General features: G+C 35.5%; 21 protein-coding genes. 7 read left to right on the plus strand and 14 right to left on the minus strand.

The features are described from left to right. Positions 1 to 25: 25 nt before the first annotated feature. The 4 genes from DCS95_RS02710 to rpsF all read right to left on the minus strand — a co-directional run bounded on the left by DCS95_RS02710 (position 26) and on the right by rpsF (position 4,341). Positions 26 to 3,127, minus strand: a complete 3,102-nt coding sequence (locus tag DCS95_RS02710; RefSeq protein WP_116769293.1) for a TonB-dependent receptor — start codon at positions 3,125 to 3,127, stop codon at positions 26 to 28. 103 nt (positions 3,128 to 3,230) lie between these two features. After that, positions 3,231 to 3,683, minus strand: coding sequence for a 50S ribosomal protein L9 (gene rplI / locus DCS95_RS02715; protein ID WP_116769294.1), 453 nt, complete (start codon positions 3,681 to 3,683; stop codon positions 3,231 to 3,233). A 14-nt stretch (positions 3,684 to 3,697) separates the two neighbouring features. After that, entirely contained in the window at positions 3,698 to 3,994 is a 297-nt protein-coding gene (rpsR, locus tag DCS95_RS02720; protein WP_027067300.1) for a 30S ribosomal protein S18, read from the minus strand. 5 nt (positions 3,995 to 3,999) lie between these two features. Further along, the gene (gene rpsF, locus DCS95_RS02725) at positions 4,000 to 4,341 is read right to left on the minus strand and encodes a 30S ribosomal protein S6 (protein WP_116769295.1); all 342 of its coding nucleotides are present in this window, start codon (positions 4,339 to 4,341) and stop codon (positions 4,000 to 4,002) included. 231 nt (positions 4,342 to 4,572) lie between these two features. On the opposite strand from rpsF, the gene DCS95_RS02730 reads away from it, so the two are divergent. Then, complete coding sequence (locus DCS95_RS02730; RefSeq protein ID WP_058103007.1) at positions 4,573 to 5,265, plus strand: LytR/AlgR family response regulator transcription factor; 693 nt, start codon at positions 4,573 to 4,575, stop codon at positions 5,263 to 5,265. A gap of 52 nt (positions 5,266 to 5,317) precedes the next feature. On the opposite strand, the gene priA is transcribed toward DCS95_RS02730, so the two are convergent. Genes priA through nadC form a run of 4 tightly spaced genes read right to left on the minus strand, consistent with a single transcriptional unit; the run spans position 5,318 to position 10,040 of the window. After that, complete coding sequence (priA, locus tag DCS95_RS02735) at positions 5,318 to 7,774, minus strand: replication restart helicase PriA (protein WP_116769296.1); 2,457 nt, start codon at positions 7,772 to 7,774, stop codon at positions 5,318 to 5,320. A 2-nt stretch (positions 7,775 to 7,776) separates the two neighbouring features. Then, the gene (locus DCS95_RS02740; protein ID WP_116769297.1) at positions 7,777 to 8,217 is read right to left on the minus strand and encodes a DUF2147 domain-containing protein; all 441 of its coding nucleotides are present in this window, start codon (positions 8,215 to 8,217) and stop codon (positions 7,777 to 7,779) included. Further along, positions 8,214 to 9,182, minus strand: coding sequence for a YihY/virulence factor BrkB family protein (locus tag DCS95_RS02745; protein WP_116769298.1), 969 nt, complete (start codon positions 9,180 to 9,182; stop codon positions 8,214 to 8,216). Before DCS95_RS02745 ends, DCS95_RS02740 begins: the two co-directional genes overlap by 4 nt. Further along, complete coding sequence (nadC, locus tag DCS95_RS02750) at positions 9,183 to 10,040, minus strand: carboxylating nicotinate-nucleotide diphosphorylase (protein WP_116769299.1); 858 nt, start codon at positions 10,038 to 10,040, stop codon at positions 9,183 to 9,185. A gap of 65 nt (positions 10,041 to 10,105) precedes the next feature. Between nadC and rlmH the strand changes: the two genes are divergently transcribed. Beyond that, positions 10,106 to 10,579: a 23S rRNA (pseudouridine(1915)-N(3))-methyltransferase RlmH gene (gene rlmH, locus DCS95_RS02755; RefSeq protein ID WP_116769300.1), complete on the plus strand. Its 474-nt coding sequence runs from the start codon at positions 10,106 to 10,108 to the stop codon at positions 10,577 to 10,579. Positions 10,580 to 10,597: 18 nt separating this feature from the next. Here the strand turns inward: rlmH and DCS95_RS02760 are convergent, their stop codons facing one another. The 6 genes from DCS95_RS02760 to DCS95_RS02785 form a co-directional block, all read right to left on the minus strand. Beyond that, positions 10,598 to 11,416 (minus strand): type IV pili methyl-accepting chemotaxis transducer N-terminal domain-containing protein, encoded by an 819-nt coding sequence (locus tag DCS95_RS02760; RefSeq protein WP_116769301.1) that lies wholly within the window; start codon positions 11,414 to 11,416, stop codon positions 10,598 to 10,600. A gap of 175 nt (positions 11,417 to 11,591) precedes the next feature. Further along, complete coding sequence (serA, locus tag DCS95_RS02765) at positions 11,592 to 13,484, minus strand: phosphoglycerate dehydrogenase (protein ID WP_116770130.1); 1,893 nt, start codon at positions 13,482 to 13,484, stop codon at positions 11,592 to 11,594. Positions 13,485 to 13,624: 140 nt separating this feature from the next. Then, a complete protein-coding gene (locus DCS95_RS02770) occupies positions 13,625 to 14,413 on the minus strand; it encodes an alpha/beta fold hydrolase (RefSeq protein ID WP_116769302.1) in 789 nt (262 codons plus the stop codon). A 9-nt stretch (positions 14,414 to 14,422) separates the two neighbouring features. Further along, the gene (locus DCS95_RS02775) at positions 14,423 to 15,118 is read right to left on the minus strand and encodes a DUF3307 domain-containing protein (RefSeq protein ID WP_116769303.1); all 696 of its coding nucleotides are present in this window, start codon (positions 15,116 to 15,118) and stop codon (positions 14,423 to 14,425) included. A gap of 2 nt (positions 15,119 to 15,120) precedes the next feature. Continuing rightward, complete coding sequence (locus DCS95_RS02780) at positions 15,121 to 15,726, minus strand: SatD family protein (protein WP_116769304.1); 606 nt, start codon at positions 15,724 to 15,726, stop codon at positions 15,121 to 15,123. 98 nt (positions 15,727 to 15,824) lie between these two features. After that, a complete protein-coding gene (locus DCS95_RS02785; protein WP_116769305.1) occupies positions 15,825 to 16,277 on the minus strand; it encodes a methyltransferase family protein in 453 nt (150 codons plus the stop codon). A 59-nt stretch (positions 16,278 to 16,336) separates the two neighbouring features. Here DCS95_RS02785 and DCS95_RS02790 point away from each other — a divergent pair, with 59 nt between their 5' ends. The 5 genes from DCS95_RS02790 (at position 16,337) to DCS95_RS02810 (ending at position 22,112) form a co-directional block, all read left to right on the plus strand. After that, positions 16,337 to 16,924 (plus strand): non-canonical purine NTP diphosphatase, encoded by a 588-nt coding sequence (locus tag DCS95_RS02790; protein WP_116769306.1) that lies wholly within the window; start codon positions 16,337 to 16,339, stop codon positions 16,922 to 16,924. Next, complete coding sequence (locus tag DCS95_RS02795) at positions 16,911 to 17,555, plus strand: DUF4337 domain-containing protein (protein ID WP_116769307.1); 645 nt, start codon at positions 16,911 to 16,913, stop codon at positions 17,553 to 17,555. Before DCS95_RS02790 ends, DCS95_RS02795 begins: the two co-directional genes overlap by 14 nt. Positions 17,556 to 17,716: 161 nt before the next feature. Further along, on the plus strand, positions 17,717 to 19,525 hold the full coding sequence (locus DCS95_RS02800) for a DEAD/DEAH box helicase (protein WP_116769308.1): 1,809 nt from the start codon (positions 17,717 to 17,719) through the stop codon (positions 19,523 to 19,525). Positions 19,526 to 19,598: 73 nt separating this feature from the next. After that, positions 19,599 to 20,369 (plus strand): carboxypeptidase-like regulatory domain-containing protein, encoded by a 771-nt coding sequence (locus DCS95_RS02805; protein WP_116769309.1) that lies wholly within the window; start codon positions 19,599 to 19,601, stop codon positions 20,367 to 20,369. A gap of 51 nt (positions 20,370 to 20,420) precedes the next feature. Beyond that, positions 20,421 to 22,112, plus strand: a complete 1,692-nt coding sequence (locus tag DCS95_RS02810) for an alpha-amylase family glycosyl hydrolase (protein WP_116769310.1) — start codon at positions 20,421 to 20,423, stop codon at positions 22,110 to 22,112. Positions 22,113 to 22,116 lie beyond the last annotated feature (4 nt).

A 22,116-nucleotide genomic window follows, 5' to 3' on the forward strand; every position in this document is an offset into this window, starting at 1 on the left:
GCTTTTACAACTTAATTTTAAAAACTTAGAAGATATATCTCAATCCTACTTGTGCTTGCCATCTAGATAATAAACTAGCATCATACCCAAAAGTTTCTGTTAAATCTGGACTAAACGTATATGTAGGTACGTTTGTTTCCGTATCTACAGACACACCAATAGGTTGTACTGCGTTAGGCTGTTGTACTAGACCCCAATCAGAACTAATCAAATTACCAATATTCAGTACATCTACACTAAATTGAATGGTATTGGTTTTACCTTCAGATACAGTGATTTTATAATCTTGTAAGAACTTAACGTCCCAACGACCTCTCCATGGCGCTAAAGCTCCGTAACGCTCCGCATATTGACCTCTACGACCACTTAAATAATCGTCTTGAGCAATATACGCATCAAAAGCTGTTCCTTGACCAGCACCTGAAAATTGCATTTGACCAATTTCAGCAGATGTTGGTACATAAATAAGGTCATTAAGTACTGATCCATCACCATTAATATCACCACCATAGGTATAGTTGAATCTACCACCTTGAGCATATTCAAAGAACGTAGAAAGTGTAGTAGCCCATTTACCGTATTGCCAGTTTTTACTAGCTACACCAATGAATCTATGTTTATCTCCATATTTTGATGGCGCTAGTACATCTGCATTTGCATCATTGATAATTGGATTACCTGCAAAAGCATCTGATGTAATCTCTGCTTCAATTGAATTCACATCTTTAGCATCTAAATAACTATACGCCAACATAGTATATAAACCATTACTAAAGTTTTTCTGAGCTTTTAAAGATGCATTCCAAATTCTTCCTTTATTAGAGTTTGTAAATACAAAAGGACCTGCAGTTACCCCAAAACTATTCAATTGATTATCTAAAGTATATCTAGGTCTACTATCAACACCCACTAAATTGTCAGACGGAGATGTTAGGCCCCAGTGTTGTACATGAGGACCGTTTATATCCTTTGTATACGAAACGTCTGCTGTAAGAACTAAACCATTATCCAATCTTTTATCTGCGCCTAAATTAGTTCTCCATACTTGTGGAAATTTATAATCTGGATCAACTGCTTGCAAGAAAAATACATCCGGAGAAGAAATTTGGTTTCCTAACCATACAAATGGGAAACGACCGGTAAACAGACCAGAACCACCACGTAGTTGTAATGATTTATCATCATAAACATCATAGTTAAAACCTACTCTTGGAGATATCAACCAATCGTTAGAGGGCATTTGTGTGTTATCTATAAATACGGTTTCCCCTGTATTAGGATCTTGGTATGGCTGATCAGCTATAACAAAACCTCTATCAATAACATCTTGTGCTTTCTCTGCAGAATCAAAGAACAAAGGCTTATCAAAACGAACACCATATGTTAATTTGAATTTCTCATTTACATTCCATTCATCTTGAACATAAAATGCCAATTGACCCACATTAGTTTCTGCCAATGCCCAACCTTCACCATCTGGCACAGCATTATTTGCATTAAATGTTGCTTGTGGACCAGCAAAATCATAGGTAGTTGCATCAAAATCTGCAATATCTACACCACCAAATAAATCAAAACCATAAGCGGTTAGGTTAAATGAATTATCGAACATAAATTTCTCCAAAGAAAAACCAACTGTATACGTATGATCTCCCTTATAAAAATTTAAGTTATTGGTAATCTGCAGTACTTTTTGATCTAATCTATTATGTGCCGAAAAAGGCTCGTGCCCAGCGATTATATAATTAGAACCATCTTTTGTAATGCTTATAGAAGGTGCCGGAGTAGAAAACGGATTTCTATAATCGTCAAAATGTGTATATCCTACTTGTAACTTGTTCGAAGCCGTTTCCGATAAGGTCGAGTTCAATTCAACTTGAATAGACTTTAGGTCATTATTTATTTCATATCCTGAATTCTGAAACTGTAATGTGTTTGCATTAGGACCTCTAAATTGTATTGCCGTTGGGTGTGCAGGTTTCTCTTTTGAAGATTTCAAAAAGTTATAAATAACAGCCAAACGGTTGTTATCATTAATATTCCAATCTAATTTAAAAAGACCTTTAGTAGATTCAGCATCATGTGTAAAACCTTCGTAAGCACCGGGATCATACCCCACCGCTAATAATTGATTTTGTACATTAATTAAGTCACTTTCCAGTACTCTAGATTCGTTAATTGCACCAGAACCTGTATTTGGCACCCATCCGTTAGTACCTAAATCTGTACGCTCATCTCTTTCAAAGTTGGCAAAAAAGAATAATTTGTTCTTTACAATTGGACCTCCAATACTTACTCCGTATTGACTTTGGTCTAATTTAGGCTTAACGATATCGTCTCCTTTAATTTTACCACCTGTCATATCCTCATTTCTGAAAAATCCGTAAACAGTACCATGAAATTCATTAGTACCACTTTTAGTTACAGCATTTACAGAAGCTCCTGTAAAACCAGACTGAGTAACATCATATGGTGCCGTAGATACTTGAATTTGCTCAATTGCATCTAAAGAAATTGGTTGTGAGTCTGTTTGACCACCTGGTGTAGCAGCATCCAATCCGAACGGGTTGTTAAAAATAGCACCATCCAAAGAGAAATTATTAAATTGATCGTTTCTACCACCAAACGAGTTTCCGCTCGCAGTTGGCTCTAAACGTGTAAAATCTTGTGCTGAACGAGAAATTGTTGGTAAACGAGTTAATTCTCTTCTACCTACACTTGTTTCCGCACCTGTACGATCACTACTAAAAGTACCTGATCGATCAGAAACAACGGTAACCTCATCCAACGCTTGACTTTCACTAGCCAATTTAACATCTACATTAAATGTTTGACCTAATGATAAATCTACGTCTGTAAGTAAATAAGGTTTAAAACCTACATAAGAAATTTCAACCGTGTAAGGACCGCCAACGCGAAGGTTTAATAGGTTGAATCTACCATCTTCATTGGTAATTGACCCGTATTTTGTGCCCGTTGGGGTGTGAATAGCGACAATATTAGCGCCAAATAACGGTTGATCTTGATCATCCATTACCAAACCTCTAATATTAGAGGTGGTAACCTGACCATAAGTTGCGCTAACAAAAAGCAACAACATCAATTGAAAAAACAAGTTGTTTTTCATGGAATTTTTGGTTTAGAGTTATTTATGAGTTCTTTAACAAAAATACCAAAAAAAAAGAGCTATGCACGCATAGCTCTTTAAAGTTATTAACTTTGAGAGTTAATTATTTCTGCTCGGCAACAACTTCGAAACCGAAATCAACGATTACCTCACGATGTAATCTGATTTGAGCATTGTAAGGACCGGTTCTTTTAACAGCACCACCTTGTATGCTAATATATTTCTTGTCAATTGCGTGACCTTCTTTTTCAAGAGCACTAGCCAAATCACCATTTGTAACAGAACCGAATAACTTATCGGCAGCACCTGTCTTAGCGGTAATTTTCAATTCTAAAGCTTTTAATGCCTCTTCTGTTTTCTTAGCGGCATCAACAACTTTCTTTTCTTTATGTGCTCTTTGCTTTAAATTCTCAGCTAAAACTTTTTTAGCTGAAACCGTAGCCATAGTAGCTAAGCCTTGAGGTATAAGGAAGTTTCTTCCATAACCGTTCTTAACATTTACTACGTCGTCTTTAAAACCTAAATTTTGTACGTCTTCTTTTAATATAAGCTCCATGATTCTTTGTCTTATTATTTTAATAAATCAGCAACATATGGCATTAATGCCAAATGACGAGCTCTCTTTACGGCTTGTGCCACTTTTCTTTGATACTTCAATGAAGTTCCTGTAAGTCTTCTAGGTAACAATTTACCTTGCTCGTTTACCAACTTCAATAAAAAATCAGCATCTTTATAATCTACGTATTTAATACCAGATTTTTTAAAACGACAATACTTTTTCTTAGTGTTGGTCTCAATGTTCAATGGAGTTAGATACCTGATCTCTCCATCTTTTTTTCCTTTTGCCTGTTGTTGTAATGTTGCCATAATACTTAAGCTTTAGCGGTTTTGTTTCTTGTTCTTCTTTTTTCTGCCCATGCAATTGCGTGCTTGTCCAATTTAACGGTCAAGAAACGCATAACACGTTCATCTCTTCTAAATTCCTGCTCGTAAGGTGCTACCACCTCACCATCGCTAGTGAATTCAAACAAGTGGTAAAAGCCACTTTTTTTGTTTTGGATAGGATACGCTAATTTCTTTAGCCCCCAATTCTCTTTAGCTACCATTTTGGCGCCATTGTTAATTAAGAAATCTTCGAATTTCTTAACTGTTTCCTCTATCTGAACATCAGATAGAACGGGATTCAAAATGAAAACAGTTTCGTAATGGTTCATATTATATTTGTTTTTAAGGAGTGCAAAAATAGATATTTTTTTAAAATAAATATAAGAAATGCGAATATTCTTCGTTATTGAATGGTATAAACATTTAAAAATTAAACCAAATCTTAAATATATCATCATTACCAATTACACGATCAACAGCGCATTGTTCACATCTTTTGTTGCAGTTCAGCATGTTTTTTCGGTTCTTTGTCGATGATTTAACCCCACAAATCAACCCTTATGAAGTTAAGAAGTATCATCGTTGACGACTCATCTATGCAAAGGATGGCCGTTGCCAAGTTGGTAAACAATCATCCAAATTTAACTATGGTAGCAGAATATAGTAATGCTATCGAAGCTAAAAATGGAATCAAGAACCATGAGATAGATCTTATATTTCTTGATGTTGAAATGCCAATTATCACAGGATTCGACCTACTCGAGTCACTAGAAAACAGTCCTCAGGTAATTTTGATTACCGGTAAACCTGATTATGCACTTAAAGCTTTTGATTACGACGTAACGGATTATTTACATAAACCGATTACAATGGCACGTTTTGATGCCTCTGTAAAAAGAGCCGTTGCCAATTACGAACAAATGCATAGAGTCAATGAAGACGAAGAGCATATTTTTGTAAAGAGCAACCTTAAGAAAAGAAAGGTTATTTTAAATGACATTAAGTGGATCGAAGCTCTTGGTGACTATATTAAATTAGTAACGGACGAAGCTAATATTGTAATCTTATCAACAATGAAGTCTTTTGAAAAGCAATTACCGGAAGACAAATTTTTAAGAATTCACAAATCATACATCATTAACCTTGAAAAGGTTGAAAAATTCAACAGTAAAAATGTTGAAGTTAGCGGTAGATCCATTCCGTTAAGTAGAAATAAGAAAACAGAACTTGCCGAAGCGCTTAGTAACGTATAATATATGACATAATTTTACTCTCAAAAAAAGACCGCTGATCAGCGGTCTTTTTTTACATATGATCTACATTATATATTACCCTAACACTTCTATACATCGCTACGGACTTAAACGATTTCTCTATTCTTCTAATATTTGCCTTTGTCTGTGCCAAAGATTGTGCTTTTTGCACCTTAACCACTATATGCTTTAAGTATTGATTTCGAATTCTTGCCACGGGTGGGTATTCTGGTCCTAATACCGTACCTCCAAAATTGGTTCGCAGTGCTCCCGTAAACCAATCTGCCGCTTCATTAAGCACATTATAATTTTTATGTTTAAAAGTTACCTTTATTATTCTATTTATTGGTGGGTACTTAAATTGCTCACGCTCATACAACTGTTCTTTATACATACCTTCATAATCACCAGTAGTCACTTGCTTTAGAATCTGATGATATGGGTTATAGGTCTGTATTAAAACCTTCCCTCTTTTCTTAGTACGCCCTGCCCTACCCGATACCTGGGTCAGCAATTGGTAGGTTCTTTCATGCGCCCTATAATCGGGGAAGTTTAAAAGGCTGTCAGCATTCATTACCCCAACTAAATTCACATTTCTAAAATCCAAGCCTTTTGTAAGCATTTGAGTGCCCACCAATATATCTAATTCTTGCTGTTCAAAAGCAGTTATAATTTTTTCATAACCATGCTTACCACGTGTGGTATCTAAATCCATTCTACCAACCTTAGCCTGCGAAAAAAGTTCTTTAACCTCTTTTTCTATTTGTTCGGTACCAAAGCCTTTGGTATCCAACTCTGGACTTCCACAAGCAAAACAACTTTCTGGCAATGCGGTATGATGCCCGCAATAATGGCAACGCAACTGATTTCTGTATTGGTGATAAGTTAGGCTTACATCGCAATTTGGGCATTGAGGGGAATGACCACAGGTTAAACACTCCATCAATGGAGCAAACCCTCTTCGATTCTGAAAAAGTATGATTTGCGAACCTTCTTTGAGAGTTTCTTCCATTTCAAGAAAAAGTCGTTCAGAAAAATGCCCCTTCATCTTTCTTTTTCTTTGCGCCTCTTTAATATCTACCAATTCCATATCTGGCATTAGTACATTACCATATCGCCTAGTTATCTCTGCATAACCATATTTACCGGTTTGTGTGTTGTAATAACTTTCAACACTGGGAGTAGCGGAGCCCAATAATATTTTTGCATTATGAAGATGACCCAAAACTATGGCTGCATCCCTTGCATGATATCGCGGAGCAGGATCAAATTGCTTAAACGAACTTTCGTGCTCTTCATCAACAATAATAAGACCCAGTTTGTTAAAAGGAAGATACATTGCAGATCTAGCTCCAATTACAAGCTGTGCTTTAGGTTTGGCTTGTAACACATTTTGCCAAACCTCCACTCTTTCCTGTACATTGTATTTAGAATGGTATATGGCTATTTTCTCACCAAAATATTCTTGAAGTCTACTAATAAGTTGGGTAGTTAACGCAATTTCCGGCAATAAATACAAAGCTTGCTGACCCTTTTGCAAACACTCTTCGATCAATTTTACATAAACTTCAGTTTTACCAGATGATGTTACACCTTTTAACAAGGTAACCTTGTCAGCTTCAAAAGAAGATTTTATATCAGCTAAAGCAACTTCTTGATATTCATTTAAATCTTTGGAATCTGAACTATCATTTTCTCCGTCATAGTTAACACGATCGGTCTTTATGAAGTACTCTTCTAAAATTCCCTTATCTACTAATGACTTTATTACTGCCTTAGAAGCATTACTAGCTTGTTCAAGTTCAGAAACCTTAATAGGTTTTTGAGTTTTACCCTGCAATTGAAATAGCGATAACACTACCTGACTTTGTTTTGGAGCCCTTGTCAATGATTTTAAAAGTTCTTCTAGTTTTTCGTCGGATGCATGTTCGTTTCCTAATTTAACATACCTGACCAATTTTGGCTTATACTGTTCATAAACCTCTTCTTTAAGTACTATAATGTTTTTATCGAGCAAACGTTGTAAAATGGGCAATACATTTTTACGCTCTACGATTGCGGAGACTTCTTGAACTTTTAATATAGACTGATGCTGAAGTGCTTCATAAACCAAAAACTCGTCATCTAACAGTTCGTTTTCATCAATTTCATATGCCGTATTTCTTAATACTAGGGTTTCACTTTCCAAAAGAAATGCACCTGGCAAAGCACTGCGCACAACTTCGCCCAAGGTACACATATAGTAAGAAGCTATCCATTGCCAATGCTTAAGCTGAGTTGGGTTTACAATGGGGTAATCATCTAGCAGTTCATGAATCTCCTTTGCCTCGTAGGCTTCAGGAGGGTTTTGATGAACATTATAAACAATTGCGGTATATATTTTAGATTTTCCAAATGGTACAGCCACACGCATGCCAGGCTGAAGTACCTTTGCCTCTTCAGCAGTAATACTATAAGTAAAACTGCGCTCTAAAGGTATTGGCAATATTACATTAACAAAGTTTGCCATAGCTATCCTTCCACCCGTAACCATGTTTGGGTTCTATAAATAAACGCTAAATACCCACGTACTTTTAACTCATTAGAGTTTTCAGGGTTTAGCCATATTTTAAAACGAAACGTCATTGCCTGTTCTGGATCAAACAATCTTTTTCCTTTCCATTCACCATCGTTATTTTTTTCTCCTGCAGTAATGATTTCCATACCCTTTACAGGTTTATCCTTTAATTCTCCATCACATTTCTCGCACAACTTCCCTTCCTTTCCCTCTTCTAAAATCTCCAATACCTTACCATACATTAATCCATCCTTTTCATAAATTTCTATAAGTCCTTTTGGTTTACCGGTACGATCATCTATTGTTTTCCATTTTCCAAAAACAGATTGAGCCGAAATGCTCATTGAAATAAATAATGTAAAGAGAATACTTAATTGTACAGTTTTTTCTATCATTCTTTTTTTGTGATTTTACGTAAAGTGTTAAGGGACGCATTCAGCTCGAACCCAAGTAGCAATATATTAGAATTTAACCAGATGTAAACCATTAATATCAATAATCCTCCTAAGGCTCCATATAATTCATTGTATCGGGCAAATTTTTCAACATAAATACCAAAAAGATATGACGTAATTAAAAATAAAATAGTCGTCATAAACGCGCCTACAGAGAAAAATTTTGCTTGCTTACCTTCGCGTGTGCCAAAATAATATAGAATAGCCGTTGTAAAATATGATAGAATAATAAAGAATAACACTTTCGCAATCTGTATACCCACTACTTCATCTTCACCTAAAATATAGTTGCCTTGTTTCGCTGCAAACTCAGATAAATAACCAAGCACATAGAATTCAAAATAAATATATGCTACAAAACCAACGATTATTAGAATTGCCAATATCAACCCGACCATTAAAGCATATAGGTATTGACGAAAGAAATGTCGGGTAAGTTCTATATGATACGATGTTTCAAACCCACCAAAAATTGAATTTACGCCATTTGCTATCAAAAAAATAGACAGTAAGAATGCAGAAGATAAGAGTCCGCCACGCTTTTGGTCTTTAATTTGTGTAAAAACTTCTCCAAAATAATCGCCTGTTGCACTTGGCAGAAAAGATTCTAAAAAAAGCTGGAATTGAACGTCAAAATCTCCATGTTCAATACTAATATACGACACTAAAAACGGCACCAAGGTTACCATGAAAATAATCAAAGGAAACAAGGCCATAAATAGACTGAAGGCGATAGCGCTAGCTCTTGTAGAAAGTGTTCCCCTCAATACCCCAAGTACGTACATTTCTAAAAGATCGTAAATAGAAAGTCCTTCAAAACCAGGCAACCTGATTTGTTTTAAAAACCTGACCACCCAATTTACAATTGGTATTTTCTCTAGCTTTTCTTCGACCTCTAAAGACATCTACACTGCTTTTAAGCTCAAATCTAAGTTATAAACCGAATGTGTTAACGCCCCCGAAGAAATATAATCCACCCCACATTCTGCATATTCCCTTATGGTCTTTTCATTTATACCTCCAGATGACTCCGTTAAACAAGTATCTCCAATTAACTCGACCGCTTTTCGCGTATCTTCATAATTGAAATTATCTATTAATATGCGATATACGCCATCTGATTTTAATATCTCTTTAATCTCATCTAAATCTCTTGCTTCCACAATGATCTTTAAATCACGACCAGTTTCTTTCAAGTAATTTTTGGTCTTATCTATTGCTTTTGTAATACCGCCAGCAAAATCAATATGATTATCTTTTAGCATGATCATATCATAAAGTGCAAACCTATGATTTTCGCCACCACCAATTTTCACAGCCCATTTTTCAAGAGCACGTATACCCGGGGTAGTTTTTCTAGTATCTAAAATCTTAGTTCCTGTTCCTTTCAAAAGGTTAACGAACATATTGGTCTTTGTGGCAATAGCGCTCATTCTTTGCATGGCATTGAGCACCAAACGTTCTGCTTTTAATATGCTTTGTGAACTACCCTCTATATAAAAAACGATATCGCCATGATTTACTGGAGACCCATCTTTAATCAATACGTCTATTTTTAAGTCGGGATCAACAAAATAAAAAACAAGCTCGGCAAAATCCACTCCGGCAATAATACCCTCATCTTTTACCAACAACTTTGCCTTGCCAGTTGCACTATCTGGAATACAAGCTAAGGAACTATGATCACCATCACCTACATCTTCCCTAATGGCATTTGCAATGATTAATTTTATTTCTTCTTTAAACTGGTCTTCTGAAATCATATATTTATACGCTATTGTTATGCTAATTTACAAATCCATTTGCGAAATTGATTTACTTTTGGCGTATGACTATAAAACTTTTAGCCATAGGCAAAACCGATAGCGGCCAATTACAACAGCTTATTGATGTTTATGAAAAGCGATTACAGCATTATGTCAATTTTGAAATAGAAATCATACCCGACCTCAAGAAAACCAAAAACTTGTCTGAAGAGCAACAAAAGGAAAAAGAAGGTGAGCTTATTCTAAAAAAACTAACACCTACAGATGTATTGGTTCTATTTGATGAAAAAGGCAAGCAATTTAGTTCTGTAGAGTTTTCTCAATATTTGCAGAAAAAAATGAATTCTGGTATTAAGAGATTGGTATTTTTAATTGGTGGTCCTTATGGCTTTAGTAATGAGATTTACCTAAAATCCTCAGGAAAAATAAGCTTATCAAAAATGACATTCTCACATCAAATGGTACGTCTATTTATTACCGAGCAGATCTACAGAGCCTTTACCATTCTGAAAAATGAACCATACCATCACCGGTAACTACCCGTATATTTTGATTTACGCCTGTTTTTCTAGGGATTTTACCATGTTATCGGAAACACCTTCCAAATCTGTAAGTTCTTCCATTAAAAATGAGATAAGCTCTTCTTTATGAGCTGTGTTCTTTTCAATTTTCAGCACATGATTATAATTTTTAATATTCTTCATGTGTGATTGAAATGCATGGGTTTGATGCCAATTAATTTCTTTCAACTTTTGATTCTGAATTGACATCTTTTTAATTGATGGGTTAATGAAGTAAAAAATTTCAAAAATTAAAATTAATAGAGAAAATACCGCCAACTCCAATTCAATGATCATTAAAGTTTTTATATCTTCTTCTGATGCTTTTTGAAATTGCCCCACAATGGTATCCATCAAAACCAGAAACTTATCCGTTTCTGCAGATAGCTTTTCCATATCTACAGACCCAATATTATTAAAATCATCTAATGTGGCCAACATATACTCTAGGTGCGGCTGCATTTTATTAAAGTTCTCCTGTATTTCCTCATTATCCAAAACAGGAATACCTGTAGCTTCATTACCTTTCTGCAATGCAATATTTGCATTAGATAGCTTATTCATTGCCAATCGAAGCTTACCATAATCACAAGTTCCATACTTACACTCGTAGACGTGTTTCATAATCGCTTGTGATAGCATTCGTTGTCGCCCTGCTTCATTGATTCTGAGAGAGTCTTGTCTTTGTCTGGAAAGAGAGTACTGTATAATTGACTGTATCAATATTGTCAATACAATTACGGTTATTACCAAAAGGTAATAGTTGTTAAACCCCTTAGGTAATTTAATTTTCGATAAAATCTTTTTTATCATGATTAAAGATATTTCCTACAAGTTGAAAATGCATCATAACCATAACCGAATAATATTAAAAATGTTGTAATCGATATTTAAAAAAATGCGCACAAAAAAGGTGTAAACTAAATAGCTAACACCTTTATAATAAATTATCAACTGATTCGCAATTAGCGAAAGTCAAAATACTTTACTAGTAAAGAACTCTAAATTTAATTGTATTCTCTACTTTCTTTAATTCTTTTATCACCTCTTTATTATATTCCCTATCCAAATCGGTTATCACATAACCTACCTCGTTATCGGTAGATAGGTACTGACTGTTAATATTCAATTCATACTGAGCCAACACCTTATTGATCTTCGCCATAATACCAGGCACATTTTTATGTATGTGCAAGAACCTATGCGATTTATTCTGTTTCGGCAATCGAATGTTCGGGAAGTTTACAGCATCTACAGTATTACCAGAGTTGATATAATCCATAATTTTATTTGGAACAAAGTCTGCAATATCCCTTTGAGCTTCCTCTGTACTACCACCAACATGAGGAGTTAGAATTACATTTGGAAAACCTTGCAATTTTGTTTTAAACTCACCATTACTTCTTGGCTCATCTGGGTATACGTCAATTGCCGCACCACCTACTTGTCCAGATTTTAAGCTTTCTGCCAAGGCATCAATATCAACAACAAATCCACGAGAAAGGTTAATCAACATTGCGCCTTTTTTCATTTGGTTAAGCTCACGCTCACCTATGAAATTTTTATTGGCTTTATTATCATCTATATGCAACGTAACTACATCCGACACACTTAACAAATCTTCTAAAGTATTGCATTTTACAGCATTACCTAACGCTAATTTATCATCTACATCATAGTAATATACTCGCATACCCATAGCCTCGGCCAAAACCGATAATTGCTTACCAATATTACCGTAACCAACAATACCTAAGTTTTTACCACGAACCTCGCGAGAACCGGCAGCTGTTTTTTGCCATTGTCCCTCATGAATTTCCCTACTACGGTCAAAAACACTTCTCATTAACATAATAATCTCACCTATGGCCAATTCTACCACAGATCTTGTATTACTATACGGAGCGTTAAAGGCTACAATTCCCTTTTTCTTGGCCGTTTCTAAATCTATTTGCGTTGTACCTATACAAAAGGCACCTACAACCAATAATTTGTCCGCAGCATCTAAAACAGCTTTTGTTACCTGAGTTTTAGACCGAATACCAAGTACGTGAACGCCCTTGATCTTTTCTATGAGCTCTTCTTCTGGTAAGCTATGTTTGATCAGCTCAACGGAGAAACCGTCTTCTGATAAATTATCGAATGCAGCGGTGTGCACATTTTCTAATAAAAGGACCTTGATCCTATTCTTTGGATACGAAATATTTCTTGGCAACTTGTTCACAAATAAAAATTCATCTAAACTGGGTGTAACATAATCCGCATTGTTAGCGGCTTTTTCTCTATGCACGTTTTCGGTGTAAGCAAAAAACTTATCTGCTATACCTGCTTCGCGCATTACATAATCACTGTAACCGTCTCCAATAACTTGAACTTCACCGTCCAAATTCATCTGTTTTAGGCAATCAATTTTACCATTATGCTGAGACAGCACATTTTCTTCATCGAAACCGATGATATTACCTTCTTCATCAAATTTAAACGTGTTGGCATACACACGCTCCGAAGGTATATTGTATTCTTTTACAATAGGGTCTATAAACTCTTTAAAACCACAAGATATCACATAGATATCATCTGCATACTTCTCAAAAAATTCCTTATTGGCGGCAATAGATTTTGAAATTTTATTTCTAAGATTCTCTACCAACCCATCTAAGTCCTCTTTTTTGGCATGTAACAATTTAATGCGACGTTCTAAAGATTCGGTAAAAGAAATATCACCGTCAATACCTAAATTGGTGATTTTTTGAATTTCTTGAATAACCTCCTCTTTGTTCGATCTTCCTTCTAGAGTCATTTCTGCTAGTACATCTAAAGCTTCTACCCTAGTTAATGTACTATCAAAATCAAAAACATATTTTCTACTTACTTCTACCATCATTTTCTTTTGGTTAGATAGGAATTTTTGGTTATAAAAATAAGAAGCAAAAGTAAAAATTTAATTTATCCTGATATGCGATATCTTGTAAATAAAACAAAAAGGTTAGGTTATGATGCAAATTAACAAAATGGCTTCTTTTATTCTAAAAATTGAACTACAGAATTTGAAAAAGCCGTTGTCTTGTAGGTTCCATTATGTCCACCAGGAACTTTAACCAATTTACCATGAATAAAGCTATCTTTTAACTCTTTTGCGTTTCCGTTGTCAACATCTTCAGTACCGCAAATTACCAACACCTCTATCTCTACACTATTCAGTTCTTTAACAGTGGTAACTGGCTGATATTTTTGTTGTAAATAAAGAGAGCGTAGATCTGCATTTATAGATTTTGCATAATTTACCGCTTCTTTGGTCATTTCATTTACCTCACCGTTAAAAGCTTTAGCGAACATTATTTTTCTATCCCAATTCGGATTCGTAAAATCTATTCCCATTCCGCCTAAAACCGCTTTCTCTATTCTATTGTCTTGTGTCAATAATTTAGCAAGAACAATACTTCCACGAGAATAACCTACCGCCTTATAGTTTTCAATGTTTAGGTGAGTAATTAAACTCATAATATCCTTAACCTCTGCCCCATTTTTATATGCTTCTTCATTTTTAGGATGATCTGAATCTCCATTGCCCCGCAAATCGGGAATTACCACTCGGTAGCCGGCATCAATCAAATCTTTCTTTAAGGCTGTTTTATCCCAAGATTTCCTGGAGTTTAAAAAGCCATGCAATAATAAAACCGGTGCACCAATACCTTCATCTGTGTAAGCTATTTGTACCCCATCAAAAGATTTGAAAATGTTTATTTGTGCTGCTGCTTTCTGTAAAAAAATCATCATTAGAAAACAGCATAAAAATTGCTTTTTGAACATCTACTTTGTTTAAGAAATATACAAGAGTCCCGCTAAAATTGCCATTCCAAAACTCACCAATGTTCCTATTAAAATGTATTCGGTTAGTTTTCTATTATTACGCTCCTTTAAATCATTGAACCTAAATACGGACTTTGCCGCTATGAGCAGACCTATAACTTCCCACCTGCCAATAACTATAAATATCAATACAAACAATCTTTCTATAATTCCAATATATTTACCGGCATTTGGCAATGATTTATGATCGGTTTCTATTTGATTTGACATCCCCTCTAAAATCTTACCCATTATTATTGAGGCAGGATATGTTACAAATACAATCGCCGTAATCAAATACCAATCTAAATTTTCAAAAAGAGCTAAGGTATGTGAATATAAATCTGTGTAAAAAGCACAGCAATAAATTACTAGAATATGTAATGCTTGGTCAATAAAAAAGGGAATGCTTTTATTCTTGAACATGTCGTTAGTATATAATTTCAGTAAATCGATAACATAATGTAGTACCGCTACCGTTACTGCTATTTTCCAAAGTGACAAATTCCACAACAACAGCATATAGAGTACAAAATGCAAAAGCACATGCAAGTATAAAAACTTAGATGTTATTTTATTAGATTGTTTGTGAAGCACCCATCGTGTGGGTTGTAAAATAAAGTCTCCGACCAAATGAGCCAGTAGTAGTTTTATGAAAATCAACATATTTATTTTGCGGTAATTAATTCTTTGTAATATGCCAAGACTTCTAAAACCAAATCTAATCTTGCTCTTTTTAACCTTTGGCTTACAGCCGATTGTTTAATTCCTAATTTTTGGGCTATCTCCTTTTGGGATGAATGCGGATTATCTAGTACCAGAGTGACAATTTCTGCCGAAACCACACTCCAGTCATCCATAAAGTCTAAAGCTAAACGTAGCATTAAATTCAATGTTCTATCATTTTTTGCTTCACCTGTAGCTATACTTAGGTTTACTTTACTTTCCTTAAGGGTTTCAAAATTGCGTCCTGATCTTTGGTATGCAGGTCCGTTAGATTCTGTAACCCCTGTGCCTATATATGTTTCCAACCCAATACCTATACCCATTCTTACATCTAACCCTTTGATAGTTTTAAGCATTGCCTTTATACGTATTGCGGTAAATAGCGCATTTTTTTCAGTAACCTTTAACTGAAACTCGTCTCCACGATAAATCTCCCAATTCATTGGCGATTCGCCAAATTGGCTAAAGTAATTCTTCAACAAATCAATCCACTGAGAACTTGGATGATTTTCAGAATTAATAATATCGCCCGTGATAATAGCTATCATTGTTATTAGTTAAAATGCTAATATATTAAATTATAAGCTAATTAGTTAATAATTGTGATTATTAGGTAATTCATTAATGCAAATAATTAACAACTCCCTTAAAACCAACGCCTTGTTAATATACAATAATCTTTGAAGGTACGCCCAAATTTATTCAAGAGAATTTGCTCCTCAGGTATAATCTGAAACCGATTCATATATGCCACAAAGCCAGCAGCAACCAATGTATTGAATGCATTTCCTAAAAAAATACCCAAAGCCAATAGCAATAACAGCATAGCCAAATACATCGGATTTCTTGAAAATTTATAAATGCCGCCAACTACTAAATTTGAAGCTTTATCTGGTTTTGTAGGGTCTACAGTGGTTTTCACCATTTTAAATTGGATCAAAGCCAACATCACTATTATAATACCCGCACCAACCAAAATTTTTGCCAGTAACATTCTACCATAAAAATCGAAATATCCGATCGGCAAGAATTCTGCCAATAGATACATCATTAATCCAAAACACAAAAACACTAAAACCGGTGGTACCTTTAATTCCATTTTATAAAATTAGTACTTTTGAAAGTGTAAATTGACAAACCAGATTCCAAATTGTTCCCATGAAGCTTGTTTTTGCCACCCACAATCCCAATAAATTAAAAGAAGTTCAACAAATGGTCACAGACCAAATTGAACTTATAAACCTTGATACTATTGGTTGTTCTACTGATATACCAGAAACCGCACAGACATTAGAAGGTAATGCAAAAATTAAAGCGGATTTTGTAACCAACAATTACAATCTATCTTGTTTTGCAGATGACACGGGGCTTCTTGTAAACGCCCTCAACGGCGAACCCGGTGTATACTCCGCACGTTATGCTGGTGAACACAATGATTCTAATGCAAACATGAACAAATTACTGGTCAATTTAAAAAATAAAAGCGACCGTTCGGCTCACTTTAAAACCGTAATTGTATTGAACTTAAATGGCGAAACCCATATATTTGAAGGGAAAATTGAAGGGGTAATCACAGAAAGTAAACGAGGTAAAAATGGTTTTGGTTACGACCCCATATTTCAACCCAATGGTTATAAAGAAACATTTGCCGAATTACCATTATCCATTAAAAACGAAATAAGCCATAGAGCACAGGCATTTAAAAAATTGATTGCATATTTAAATACTATTCATGTTACAAGGTAAAAACAATAAGGAGACGGTAGAGGTATCAGTCGCATCTGAACGGGCAGAAGCTATTGGCGGTGTTCTTATTGCCTTATTTGCCGCACTAATGGCCATATCTCAAATGGTAAACGGAGAGCTAGAAGAAGAAATGATGATTGCTCACAACAATGTAGTGAGTTATTCTAGTTGGTACCAATCTAAAAGTATTAAAGAGAGTTTGAAAGAAAGTGAACTAGACTATTTACACGCTTTAATTGAAAGCGGAATTGTATCTGGTGACAAAACCCCTGCAATTGAACAGAAAATTACCGAGGTTGAAAAAAAGATAGCAAAATATGATTCTGAAAAAACAGAAATTCTATTAGGCTCTTCGCAAGTTGGCGAAGAAAATTGGGTGCAGGACATTGAAGGGGAGTTAGGGAACATTACCGGAGTAAAGGAATGGGAAAAACTAACGCAAACCTATGACTACGCTACCAAAAAATTCGATTATGCCCTGCTATTCTATCAAATCTGTATTGTTTTAGGTGCAGTATGTATCATCATTTATGATAGTCCGGCGCTACAAAAAGGACTAATTATACTAATGATCATCTTTGGTACAACCGGTACATTCTTATCTATATATGGCTATACGCTGGCACCATAAATATTACTTTTTAATTAAATTATACCGATTCAAATATTAGCAGTACCTTTGCCGCTTAATTAACGCCGCTGGTATAGCATGTGTTGCGCTGAGTCTAAATAGGTTATATACGATAATCGCTCTATGCAACATTCATATTTGCGATTTAGTATAACATATTTATGACAAAGTTTGAAGCACTGGGACTACAGAAGTCCTTATTAGATGCTATTACTGATATGGGTTTCGAAACCCCATCAGAAGTACAAGAAAAAGCAATTCCTATTTTATTGGAGAGTGAAACCGACCTAGTTGCCTTAGCGCAAACTGGTACTGGTAAAACAGCCGCATTCGGTTTTCCATTAATTCAAAAAATCGATAGTGATAGTAGAACCACACAAGGTTTGATATTATCACCTACTCGTGAGCTTTGCTTACAGATCACAAAAGAAATGCAAGCGTATTCAAAATACGAACGCAATATTAATGTTGTTGCCATTTACGGTGGTGCCAGCATAACGGAGCAAGCAAGACAGATAAAGCGAGGAGCTCAAATTATTGTAGCTACACCTGGTAGAATGAAAGATATGATCAGCAGACGTCTTGTTGACATTTCCAAAATTGACTACTGTGTACTTGATGAAGCTGATGAAATGTTGAACATGGGCTTTATGGAAGATATCAAAGATATTCTTTCTGGTACGCCTAATGATAAATCAACTTGGTTGTTCTCGGCTACAATGCCAAGAGAGGTCGCTACGATCGCTAAGAAATTTATGCATTCACCTCAAGAAATTACAGTGGGTGCTAAAAATTCCGGTGCATCTACCGTACAACATGAATATTATGTTGTTGGTGGTAGAGATCGTTATCCTGCCCTTAAGAGATTAGCAGATACCAATCCAGATATATTTTCAGTTGTTTTCTGTAGAACAAAACGTGATACACAAAAAGTAGCCGAAAAATTAATTGAAGACGGTTACAATGCCGGTGCATTACACGGAGATTTAAGTCAGAACCAACGTGATTTGGTCATGAACTCTTTCCGTAAGAAGCAAATTCAAATGCTTGTAGCAACAGATGTTGCTGCGCGTGGTATTGATGTAGATGATATTACACACGTAATCAACTATCAGTTACCAGATGAAATAGAAACGTATACCCACCGTAGCGGTAGAACGGGTAGAGCCGGAAAATCCGGTATTTCTATGGTAATCGTTACTCGAAGTGAGCAACGTAAGATCAGAGCAATTGAAAATAAGATCAATCAAAAATTCCTATCCAAAAAAATTCCTACGGGAATGGAAATTTGTGAGATCCAACTATATCACTTAGCCAATAAGATAAAGGACACGAAAGTCAACGAAGAGGTAGATGCTTATTTACCTGCTATTAACGATGTTCTTGAAGGTATTGATAGAGAAGAGTTGATTAAAAAAATTGTCTCAGTTGAGTTTACAAGATTCTTTAACTATTACAACAAGTCAAAAGATCTAAATTCTTCTGATAGCGGTAGAGACCGTGACAATGGAAAAGCTGAAATACCAACTAGTGGTTCGGTAAGATACTTTGTAAACGTTGGTGAAAGAGACGGTTATGATTGGATGTCTTTAAAAGACTTCATTAGAGATACTGTAGGTCTAGGTCAAGAAGACGTATTCAAAGTAGATGTTAAAGAGAGTTTTTCTTTCTTTAATACCGAGGCAGAGGTTACACAACAAATTCTAGATAAGTTCACCGACTTTAAGGTTGACGGACGTTTCGTAAATGTAGAAGTTTCTAAAAACCCTGGCGGTGGCGGTGGTAGTCGTCGCAGAAGCGGTGGTGGCGGCTTCAGAGGCAAAAGAAACGGTCGCAGGGATGAAGGCGGCGGAAAAGGAAGAAGAGATGGTGGTTCACAGTCTAAAGGACGCAGAAGAGACAGAAGCGAATCTAGTGCTCCAAACTCCGGAAAACGACGAAGCAACAAAAGAAAAGGAGATTTCTTTTAGTTAATTGTATATTAAAAATACGCTTCGGCGTATTTTTTTTATTTTGTTTGCAACTAAATTACGCATTAGTACAATGAAATATTATTTATCGCTTGCACTTATTTTTCTATCATTTTTGGGTTTCTCACAAGAAACGGAAGAAGGTCAACGCCTAAATGCTGTTGTAAAAAATGCTCAAACTGACGAACCTCTTGAAAGTGTACACGTAGTAAACCTAAATCAGGTTTTTGGTACTATAACCAATGAAAATGGTGAATTTTCCATTACTGCTGCGGTTAACGATACTTTATACTTTTCCTTTCTTGGTTTTAAATCCCAAAAAATTAGGGTTACCAACGATATGTTCAAATTTGAAGGTACCGAAATTGCGTTGACCGAGCTTGCATATGCCTTAGAAGAAGTTATAGTTAGACCTTATCAACTAACGGGCTATTTAGAAATCGACGTAAAGAACCTTCCTATAAACAATGCATACCAGTACAGCATATCTGGTTTAGGCGTAAGTTATGAAGGTGGTAACAAAAACCCAAGTGCCGTAACAAAGGTATTGGGTGCGATTTTAAATCCTGCCGATTTACTTCGAAACCTCTTTGGAAAAAAACCTGCACAAATGCGTAAGCTTAGGCAAATGCGAGAAGATGACGACATTCGTAACCTTCTTGCCTCTAAATTTGACCGAGAAACGTTGACCGAATTTCTACAATTGGAAAAAGTGGATATTCAAGACATTCTTAACAATTGCAATTATTCCAAATCGTTTATCACTACGGCCAATGATCTTCAAATACTTGATGCCATTAGTAGTTGTTATGAGGAATATAAAGTTCTCAACAGAAAGAAATAATATTTTTTAATACGAAATCCTTGTTATAGCTTTAAAGCAAATAACAGGAAAATGAAAAACGTATTCTTTCTAGGGCTATTCACTATTATCTTAATTTCTTGCCGATCAAATTCTAAGCAAGAAGTAAAAACTAATGCCGATACCCAAGAACAAGTAGAATATACTAAGAAGAACCCCAATTTTCAATGGGAAGCTGCTACGGTTTATTTTCTTTTAACCGACCGATTTAATAATGGCAACCCTAACAACGATATCAACTTTGAGCGTGATGAGGAAACAGGGAAGCTTCGAGGTTTTTTAGGAGGTGATATTCAAGGAATTACCCAAAAAATAAAAGAAGGCTATTTTACAGACCTAGGTGTAAATGCCATATGGTTTACCCCTGTGGTTGAACAAATTCATGGTGCTACCGATGAAGGTACCGGAAACACATACGGTTATCATGGATACTGGGCTAAAGACTGGACTGCACTTGACCCAAATTTTGGAACGGATAAGGACTTGGAAACATTAATTGACACAGCACATAAAAACGGAATACGTATTTTATTGGATGTGGTTTTAAACCACACCGGTCCGGTTACCGATGAAGATCCTGTGTGGCCTGAAGAATGGGTACGCACCTCGCCTACTTGCGAATTCACTACCTACGAAAATACGACCGCTTGTACCTTGGTGAACAATTTACCGGATATTCTAACGGAATCTGATGCTGCGGTAAACCTACCCGATGCTTTAATGGCAAAATGGAAAGAAGAAGGTAGATTAAGTGAAGAGCTAGATGAGCTAGAGTTGTTCTTTGATAGAACCGGTTACCCTAGAGCTCCTCGTTTTTATATTATTAAATGGCTAACCGATTATGTTCATAAATATGGCGTAGATGGTTTTAGGGTCGATACGGTAAAACATGCCAATGAAAATGCATGGGCTGAATTATATAAAGAAGCTTCAGCGGCTTTTGAACTTTGGAAAAATAAAAATGCTAATAAAGTATTGGACAACAAGCCTTTTTATATGGTCGGTGAAGTGTATAATTATGGTATTTCGGGCGGACAAGAATTTGACCTGGGCGATAAAAAAGTAAACTATTTTGACAACGGATTCAAAAGTCTTATCAACTTCGAGCTAAAGACCGATGCCGAAAAAGACTATGAATCTATTTTTAGCAAATACAGCAAACTATTACATACTACATTTAAAGAAAAGAGTGTCTTAAACTATTTAACGTCTCATGATGACGGTCAACCTTTTGACCAAGCAAGGGAGAACCCCAAAAAAGCTGCCAATATATTATTGCTTACCCCAGGGGCATCTCAAATATATTATGGTGATGAAACTGCACGTAGCTTAATTATTGAAGGTACCGAAGGCGATGCCACCTTACGCTCATTCATGAATTGGGAAGAGTTGGATAGTTTACCAAAAACAAAAGAAATTTTATCTCATTGGCAAAAACTTGGAACATTTAGAAACGACCATCCTGCTATAGGTGCAGGCAAACATAAAAGGATCACCAAAACTCCGTACGTGTTTAGCAGATATTTCTCCAAAGATGAATATGTAGATAAAGTCGTAATAGGTTTAGACCTTGCAAAAGGAAAAAAGACCATATCGGTTAAAGGTATTTTTGGTGATGGAACAAAACTTTATGACCGTTATTCGGAAACCGAAGTAACAGTAGAAAACAATAAAGTAATTCTTGACAATGAAAATGAGGTAGCACTTTTAGAGCTGTTGAACTAACCTT

It is taken from the genome of Maribacter litoralis (assembly GCF_003075045.1).
GTDB lineage: Bacteria > Bacteroidota > Bacteroidia > Flavobacteriales > Flavobacteriaceae > Maribacter > Maribacter litoralis.

Bases quoted from the DNA above. Each gene is read 5' to 3' on its own strand.
- DCS95_RS02710 (WP_116769293.1), bottom strand. From the start codon at position 3,127: ATGAAAAACAACTTGTTTTTTCAATTGATGTTGTTGCTTTTTGTTAGC.
- rplI (WP_116769294.1), bottom strand. From the start codon at position 3,683: ATGGAGCTTATATTAAAAGAAGACGTACAAAATTTAGGTTTTAAAGAC.
- rpsR (WP_027067300.1), bottom strand. From the start codon at position 3,994: ATGGCAACATTACAACAACAGGCAAAAGGAAAAAAAGATGGAGAGATC.
- rpsF (WP_116769295.1), bottom strand. From the start codon at position 4,341: ATGAACCATTACGAAACTGTTTTCATTTTGAATCCCGTTCTATCTGAT.
- DCS95_RS02730 (WP_058103007.1), top strand. From the start codon at position 4,573: ATGAAGTTAAGAAGTATCATCGTTGACGACTCATCTATGCAAAGGATG.
- priA (WP_116769296.1), bottom strand. From the start codon at position 7,774: ATGGCAAACTTTGTTAATGTAATATTGCCAATACCTTTAGAGCGCAGT.
- DCS95_RS02740 (WP_116769297.1), bottom strand. From the start codon at position 8,217: ATGATAGAAAAAACTGTACAATTAAGTATTCTCTTTACATTATTTATT.
- DCS95_RS02745 (WP_116769298.1), bottom strand. From the start codon at position 9,182: ATGTCTTTAGAGGTCGAAGAAAAGCTAGAGAAAATACCAATTGTAAAT.
- nadC (WP_116769299.1), bottom strand. From the start codon at position 10,040: ATGATTTCAGAAGACCAGTTTAAAGAAGAAATAAAATTAATCATTGCA.
- rlmH (WP_116769300.1), top strand. From the start codon at position 10,106: ATGACTATAAAACTTTTAGCCATAGGCAAAACCGATAGCGGCCAATTA.
- DCS95_RS02760 (WP_116769301.1), bottom strand. From the start codon at position 11,416: ATGATAAAAAAGATTTTATCGAAAATTAAATTACCTAAGGGGTTTAAC.
- serA (WP_116770130.1), bottom strand. From the start codon at position 13,484: ATGGTAGAAGTAAGTAGAAAATATGTTTTTGATTTTGATAGTACATTA.
- DCS95_RS02770 (WP_116769302.1), bottom strand. From the start codon at position 14,413: ATGTTCAAAAAGCAATTTTTATGCTGTTTTCTAATGATGATTTTTTTA.
- DCS95_RS02775 (WP_116769303.1), bottom strand. From the start codon at position 15,118: ATGTTGATTTTCATAAAACTACTACTGGCTCATTTGGTCGGAGACTTT.
- DCS95_RS02780 (WP_116769304.1), bottom strand. From the start codon at position 15,726: ATGATAGCTATTATCACGGGCGATATTATTAATTCTGAAAATCATCCA.
- DCS95_RS02785 (WP_116769305.1), bottom strand. From the start codon at position 16,277: ATGGAATTAAAGGTACCACCGGTTTTAGTGTTTTTGTGTTTTGGATTA.
- DCS95_RS02790 (WP_116769306.1), top strand. From the start codon at position 16,337: ATGAAGCTTGTTTTTGCCACCCACAATCCCAATAAATTAAAAGAAGTT.
- DCS95_RS02795 (WP_116769307.1), top strand. From the start codon at position 16,911: ATGTTACAAGGTAAAAACAATAAGGAGACGGTAGAGGTATCAGTCGCA.
- DCS95_RS02800 (WP_116769308.1), top strand. From the start codon at position 17,717: ATGACAAAGTTTGAAGCACTGGGACTACAGAAGTCCTTATTAGATGCT.
- DCS95_RS02805 (WP_116769309.1), top strand. From the start codon at position 19,599: ATGAAATATTATTTATCGCTTGCACTTATTTTTCTATCATTTTTGGGT.
- DCS95_RS02810 (WP_116769310.1), top strand. From the start codon at position 20,421: ATGAAAAACGTATTCTTTCTAGGGCTATTCACTATTATCTTAATTTCT.